We start from the raw sequence: 7,026 nt of genomic DNA on the forward strand, positions 1-7,026 counted from the left end.
ATGTGAACACAGCGCGTCGTCCACGACTGGTGTTGGAAGCGTGGGACAGGCTGAATGGCGAATAAGCAATTGCGGGTGGCATCCCGCCTGCAATCAGGCTAAAGTCAGCGTGGAGGCTGATATGAGCAGTGTTCAAGAAATCTATACACAGACCGTCCGCGTGTTGCCTGTGCGCGAAAGGTTATCGCTGGCCGCATTGATCCTCGACGACATAACCCAGGGCCAAGAGTTCGCCGCAGTGCGCCCACCTTTGAGCGAAGAGCAACGACAGGCGGCGCTGGCTGGGTTGATGCAACACGCCGGAGCGGTCAGCAGCGGCAATCCGCGTGCGGGTGACAACGAACAGATTGACGCCGATCTGGCGCGCGAATACGGCAAAGACCTGTAAGCGGAGAAGTCTATGTTGCTGGACACGTCCGGGCTACTGTGTTTTTTCGATGACAGCGACACCCGCCACACGCAAGCCGTCGCCGCCATTCAATCCGCCATAACCTTACTCACGCACGATTATGTGTTGGCGGAATTCATCCCCTTGTGCCAGACGCGCGGATTGCCGCGTGAGCGGGCGTTGCGGTTTGTGCGCGACTTGCTGGCGAACCCGATGGTTGAAATCCGCTGGACAGGTGAGGCCGATTATCACCAAGCCTTAGCCTTGCTCGAAGCCCGCCGTGACAAGACTTATTCGCTGTGCGACGCCTACAGTTTTGTGCTGATGCGCGAGCGTGGTCTGATCGAGGCCCTCACGACGGACAAGCATTTTGAGCAAGAAGGGTTTATCAAACTGCTGCCTTCCTGACAGGCCACCGACGACAGGCGGTCAACTTTTTGCCAGCGATGTCCACGTATCCGCGAAAACCCTATGATCCGCAAAGTTTCGAGCCGCAATTGGTGATTACCTACCTGAATACCACGGCACGACCGAAACCGAAAAGACGCCGCGCGGCGAACGCTTCCTGGATAATCGCAAGTTTGAAGGCCCCATCCCGGAGATGATCGAAAGCGCCTTTGATTACGTGATGGCAAGCATTCGCAAAAGCAGAATGGTCGAGGGCTTGTATACTCGCGACATCCCGGAATATCCCGAAGAGGCCGTCCGCGAAGCCATCGTCAACGCGGTGGCGCATCGTGATTACAGCCACTTCGCGCGCGGCAGCTATGTGCAAATCAGGCTCTTTGCCGACCGGCTGGAAGTGCAAAGCCCTGGCGGGTTGTACGGCAACGTGACGGAAGACACGCTCGAAGAAGAGCAATCCACGCGCAACCGTGTCCTGATGCAGTTGCTGGAAGACGTAACCCTGCCGGGCGGCAGGCACCTGGTTGAAAATCGCGGCACGGGCATTCGCGCAATGCTGGAAGCCATGCGCAAGGCCAACCTGGAACCGCCGCGTTTTCAGGACAAACGCGCGTCACTCTGGTTGACCTTCCGCAATCATACGCTGATGAGTCCACAAGCCATCGGCTGGCTCAATCAATTTTCCTCATTGCCGCTCAACGATCATCAACGGCTGGCGTTGGTCTATTTGCGCAACAATCAGCAGATCACCAATAGCTATTACCAGCGGCTGAATCACGTAGATTCTGTGACCGCCAATCGGGAGTTGCGCGGCTTGGTGCAACTTGGCCTGACCGAACAGCAGAACTCGCGGCGCTGGGCTTACTACATGCTGAGGTCAGGGAAGGATGTGCCGATGGTTTCGCCTGAACCGTCCGATGAGGAAAAGATTTTGGCTTATGTGCGCAAAGCTGGGAGCATCAGCAATGAGGAATGCCGCGCGTTGCTCAGCGTGACAATGCAGAGAGCCTCTTATTTGCTCAAGAAACTACAGACGCAGGGAACCCTGAAGCGTGAGGGGGAACGCCGCTGGGCGCGGTTTAAGTTGGCGTAGTTCTATTGGCGATCTATTAGCGTCTTGATTGCGAATAGATCGCTAATAGAAATTTTCTGCTGTGGAAGCCGCGCGAAACTGCGCGAATGGTTGACTGATTGTGGAAGTAAAAGCAAAACGGGCACCGGCTAGTGCCCGTAAGTAATTGATTTGCTTGATGCGCCCGGCACTACTCGAACGTGCGACCTTTTGGTTCGTAGCCGGTTGAGGCTACGTTGCTCAAGTTTTACACGCCGTTCCGTGTTGGTCAGTCAAGCCACTGGTCTGCAATACCTTACAGCCTTACTCTTGTAGCTTTTCGTTTCCAATTTATGACCCTGTGTTACACTCGAATGTGTTGTTTCAATGTGTTGTTCACAGGAGTCAATAAGAATGAAAGCTCGAAAAGGCTACGTTTTCAAACAAGGAAAAGTTTGGGTTGCGAGGATAACCTACGGCACCCCGGATGGGAAGCGCCACAACATCACCCGCAATGCGGCAACCAAGACCGAAGCCACCGAACTGCTCGATGATCTGCGCCAGCAGTACAAGGACTATGGGGCCAAGCCGCTCGAAGGGGCGCGGCTGAAGATGGCCGAACTGGTTGACGCTTACCTGAAGGCGAAGGTCAAGCCCGCCGAGTACCACGGCGACCGCAAAGTCGCGGGCATGCGCAACTGGCGCAGTCCGACGCTCTACGCCGCGACGATCAAGCAGCACTTCGGCAAGAAACGCATCAAGGACGTTACGCCCAGCGACATCGAAATCTTCAAAAGTCTGCGCCTAAAAACTCAGACGGTACGGGGCAAGGAACGCAGCATTGCCTCGGTCAACCGGGAGCTTGAACTATTGCGCGCCATCTTCAGCTTCGCCAAACGCGAGGGCTGGCTGTTGGTCAATCCGTTTGAGCGGTTGGAAGGTGTTATCAGCAAGGCTGACGAAACACGGCGGGAGCGCGTGTTGAGCAAGGCGGAAGAGGGCCGGTTGCTTGATGCTTGCATTGGCCCGCGCGCGCACCTGAAACCACTACTGCTGGCTGCGCTCGATACCGGCATGCGCAAAGGTGAACTGCTCACACTGCGCTGGCGCAACGTTGATCTGGCGGCGCGCACGATCACTGTGACAGCCCGGAACAGCAAGACCGCGCGTCAACGCACTGTCGGTATCACGACGCGCCTGTTCGGCGAATTAGAACACCTCTGGAAAATCTCACCGCAAGACGCCGAAGAGTTGGTCTTCGGTATCACCGACAACTTCAAACGAAGCTGGCTAGGAGCCTGCCGCGCCGCCGGCGTCGAAGGCTTCAGGTTTCATGACAGCCGCCATACCTGCATTTCACGCTGGGTGGCTTCGGGGCTGCCGATCCCGGAGATCATGCGCTTGAGCGGGCACAGCACACTGACGGCCTTTGCAATTTATGCGAATGCGACGGAGCAGACGGTGAAGCGCGGCGCCGATGCGCTCGACACCTGGCATGAGATGAACGCCATCGAAACGGTCAGCGCAATGGTGAATTGACCACGGCTTCGGCGTTGTAGTGGCACCGGAAGGCTAGAAGCGGTGAGTAAAAATGCTACTCCGAGATATATCTTGACTCGAAATGACACATCTGATAGGGTTTTTCCACTTCCTCGCTGTAACACATTTTCTTTCAAATGGTTTTGCAGCAAATTACAAAAGTGCGGCTGGGTGTGGTGGCCCGCGCGCTTTCGGAATTCAGAAAAGCGGTGGTTGAACAGAGACGTATACGTGCGTCCGTTCAACCACCGCTTTTTGTTTTTTTGACGCCACCAGATTTAGGGCAGCCGGTTTGATTGCCGTCGAGCGGCTGCCCCACGTGAACCGCACCGCGCGCTGAATTGCTCGGCGTGTGGTACGAATCCCCAAATGCATTTTCAATGAATGGAGGCACATGAGCAATCTTGAAAAACGATATTCGGAGACCGAAGTCATCGAACAGGGGTTGATCCCCGGCATCACCAACCGCATCACCCTGCATCGCAAACGCAAGGCGCGGCTGATCGGTTTTTACCGGGTTGGCAACAAAGTCTTCTATGGTGAGTCCCACATCGCGGAATTCATGGCGCGCTGCGAACGCAAGGCCAAAGGGCAGGGAGGTGGGCAATGACTCTTACAAACGCAAAGGCCGCGACGGGTGGCACCGTCACGGCCTTCAGAAACCAATCAGCAGAGCGGCGGATTGGGTTGACGGTTGCGAAAGTACCACAGCCCCCGCGCTCCACTCAACACGCATTTGCCGCGATTGACCGGCTGCTTGCCTGCGCGCTGGCGTTGGCGTGCTTCGACCTCGACTACACAGCCGAGATCGAATTGGCTCGCCAGTTGGCTGCTGCTGCAGAACGGAGGTTGATGGCATGAGCCTCTTCAACACACCACACACGCCGTTGCGTCGTGTCAATCGCCGCTATCCCTGCCCAATCTGCCAACACGCTGATTGGTGCAGTGTCCGCGAAGATGAAAGCGCGGCCATTTGCATGCGGATCGGCGACGGCGCGGCGACGCAAACCAAAGACGGCGGCTGGCTGCATATTTTGCGTGATAGCGAGGCTGCTCAGCGGGTTGCGCAGCCGGTTCGCCCGCGCAACCCGCAACCCAAGCTTGAACCGCTCACTGCACCGATTGACCGGTGCCACGCCGTCTACACCGCCCTGCTCGAATCGCTCACGTTGAGCGAACGGCACGCTGACGATCTGTTGCAGCGCGGCTTGCACGATACGGCGATTGCCTACGGCCTGTATGCGAGTGCACCAGACAGTGAGGTTGCGCAACGGCTCTGTAATGACTTGGCCGCGCGCTTCGATCTGTACAACGTGCCGGGCTTCTATCGCCAGGGCGCGACGTGGCGAATGCACGCTGGCGACTGGCGGCGCGGTTATTTCGTGCCGGTGCGCGACCTGGCCGGACGGGTTCAGGCGTTGACGACGCGGCTTGATGAACCAACCGAGAACAGCGCGAAATATCTGTGGCTGTCGTCGCGCGGCAAATTGGCTGGCGCGTCCAGCGGCGTGCCCATTCATTTCGCGGGGCGGCATCTGTTTGACAAAGGCGATGCCATCATCACGGAAGGCGCGTTGAAGGCTGAGGTCATTGGGCAGTTCGCCGAATGCGCGGTGGTGGGGCTGGCGAGTGTGACCGCGCACAGAGCCAACCTCGGATACGCGCTGCGGGCCGCAGGTGTCCGGCACGCTCGCATCGCCTTCGATGCTGACTGGCGCACGAACCCCGCCGTCCGCACGCAACTCGAACGCCTCGGCAAAGAATTGCAGGAAGCTGGCCTTGTCGTCTCCTTGTTGGATTGGTCACCGACCGAAGGCAAAGGGCTGGATGATGTACTGGCGAAGGAGGCGGCTTGACGAGGACATCAATGATTGCGCCAGATGTGCACGAAGTGTCGTTTGCACAACTACAGCAACAAAAGGCCAACGGCAAGGCGGATGATTTCGCTGCCGTATATGCGGGTACGGGAGCCAAAGCTGCAACAGTGCCGATTGCCCATGCGCAAGTGTTGCGGAACATTCTTGGCAGGTTGGAGCTTTACGCTGAGTTGAAGCGCGATGGTCTGAAGGAAAAGCAGTTGTTGGTGCTAACGATCCGGCAGTTACTTGACGTGGTTAAACAGCAGCAATTTCGGCTGGCCCGAAAGAATGACTTTGTTTTCGTTTACAACGGCGAATACTGGCGCGAGGTTGACCGTGACGCTTTGAAAACGTTTCTCAGTCGTGCGGCGGAACAGTTGGGCGTGGGGGATGTGACCGCGCAGCACTATGAATTCATTGACAAGCTCTACCGTCAATTTCTTGCCGCAGCCCACTTTGAGGAAATCGAAACCGATACCGAAAAAGTTTTGATAAATCTGCGCAACGGCACCTTTGAAATCAGCGCCAGCGCGCAGCAGTTGCGCGTTTTTGACCCTGCCGACTTTCTCAAACACCAGCTTCAATTCCAGTACGATGAAGCGGCAAAAGCTCCAAAATTCCAAGCTTACCTTGCGCGTGTGTTGCCAGAGCCAGAATTGCAAAACATTGTCGCCGAGTATTTCGGCTACATCTTTACGCGCAACCTGAAGCTCGAAAAAGCCCTGCTTTTGTATGGCGGCGGGGCAAACGGGAAGTCGGTGTTGTTCGACGTGATGAATGCGCTGCTGGGCAAAGAGAATACGGCCAACTACTCACTTGCCGACTTGATGCAGGAGCACAACCGCGCGCAAATCGCCAACAAATTGTTGAACTATGGCAGCGAGATCAACGCGGCGGTGACGAAAGATGTGTTCAAGAATTTGGTGAGTTGCGAACCGATCATGGCGCGGCTGAAGTACGGCAACTCGTTCCTGATGGAAAACTACGCCAAGCTTTGCTTCAACTGCAATGAGTTACCGCGCGACATTGAACAGACTGACGCCTATTTTCGGCGCCTGTTGATTGTGCCCTTCCGCGTCACCATTCCTGAAGAAGAGCAAGACAAAGAGTTGGCCCGCAAGATCATCGCCAGCGAACTGTCCGGCGTTTTCAATTGGGTGCTGGCCGGTTTGCAACGGCTGCTCAAACGCAAGCGGTTCACCGATTCAGAGATCGTGCGCGACACGATCAAAGCGTATCGAGAGGAAGCCGACAGCGTGGCCTGTTTCCTGAACGAATCTGAACTCAAACCCGATGGCTTGTTGAAAGAAGTCTATGCCGGCTACCGAGCTTATTGTTCTGATTCCGGGATGAAGCCGCTGGGCAAGCAAAACTTCCGCAAACGACTTGAGGCGCACGCTTACACCGTCGAACTGAACCCCAGCAGCAAGATGATGATCGTTTTCAAGCAAGCGTAAGAAAGTAGAAAAAATGTTTTTCAAAACTCCGAAAATCCGAAAATCCGGGATGGCGGCATTTCCACAGAACTCAAAGAAATGCCCCCAAGCTCAGTCTTATCAAGGTGATAACCAGAATTTAGGCATCTTCGCCGGATTTCGGGTTTACCGGATTTTCGGATTTTCGGAGTTTTGAAAAACATTTTCGGCTCATGTGTAGTCAGTTTGCATCGCCAGGGGTAAGCTTAGGGAATGATTGACTTTCCCCTTAACGATCTCCTAGATGCCGAAGCCTGCACGTTGTGGTTGGCGCAGCAGCTTCATCCGCACGGCTTGTGCTGTCCGGAC

8 protein-coding genes are annotated in these 7,026 nt (G+C 55.9%); all 8 read left to right on the top strand.

The window, feature by feature from the left end; all coding sequences use genetic code 11:
- Nucleotides 1-121 precede the first annotated feature (121 nt).
- The 8 genes from HY011_04330 to HY011_04365 all read left to right on the top strand — a co-directional run bounded on the left by HY011_04330 (nucleotide 122) and on the right by HY011_04365 (nucleotide 6,699).
- Entirely contained in the window at nucleotides 122-388 is a 267-nt protein-coding gene (locus HY011_04330) for a hypothetical protein (protein ID MBI3422141.1), read from the top strand.
- 12 nt (nucleotides 389-400) lie between these two features.
- Entirely contained in the window at nucleotides 401-796 is a 396-nt protein-coding gene (locus HY011_04335; protein ID MBI3422142.1) for a type II toxin-antitoxin system VapC family toxin, read from the top strand.
- A gap of 193 nt (nucleotides 797-989) precedes the next feature.
- The gene (locus HY011_04340; protein ID MBI3422143.1) at nucleotides 990-1,886 is read left to right on the top strand and encodes a hypothetical protein; all 897 of its coding nucleotides are present in this window, start codon (nucleotides 990-992) and stop codon (nucleotides 1,884-1,886) included.
- A gap of 372 nt (nucleotides 1,887-2,258) precedes the next feature.
- On the top strand, nucleotides 2,259-3,383 hold the full coding sequence (locus HY011_04345; protein MBI3422144.1) for a tyrosine-type recombinase/integrase: 1,125 nt from the start codon (nucleotides 2,259-2,261) through the stop codon (nucleotides 3,381-3,383).
- 394 nt (nucleotides 3,384-3,777) lie between these two features.
- On the top strand, nucleotides 3,778-3,993 hold the full coding sequence (locus tag HY011_04350; GenBank protein ID MBI3422145.1) for a hypothetical protein: 216 nt from the start codon (nucleotides 3,778-3,780) through the stop codon (nucleotides 3,991-3,993).
- Complete coding sequence (locus HY011_04355) at nucleotides 3,990-4,244, top strand: hypothetical protein (protein ID MBI3422146.1); 255 nt, start codon at nucleotides 3,990-3,992, stop codon at nucleotides 4,242-4,244. Before HY011_04350 ends, HY011_04355 begins: the two co-directional genes overlap by 4 nt.
- Nucleotides 4,241-5,239: a DUF3854 domain-containing protein gene (locus HY011_04360; protein MBI3422147.1), complete on the top strand. Its 999-nt coding sequence runs from the start codon at nucleotides 4,241-4,243 to the stop codon at nucleotides 5,237-5,239. Before HY011_04355 ends, HY011_04360 begins: the two co-directional genes overlap by 4 nt.
- Complete coding sequence (locus tag HY011_04365) at nucleotides 5,236-6,699, top strand: DNA primase (protein MBI3422148.1); 1,464 nt, start codon at nucleotides 5,236-5,238, stop codon at nucleotides 6,697-6,699. The genes HY011_04360 and HY011_04365 overlap by 4 nt, the downstream gene beginning before the upstream one ends.
- Nucleotides 6,700-7,026: the final 327 nt, after the last annotated feature.

It is taken from the genome of Acidobacteriota bacterium (assembly GCA_016196035.1).
In the GTDB taxonomy this organism is placed as follows: Bacteria; Acidobacteriota; Blastocatellia; order RBC074; family RBC074; genus JACPYM01.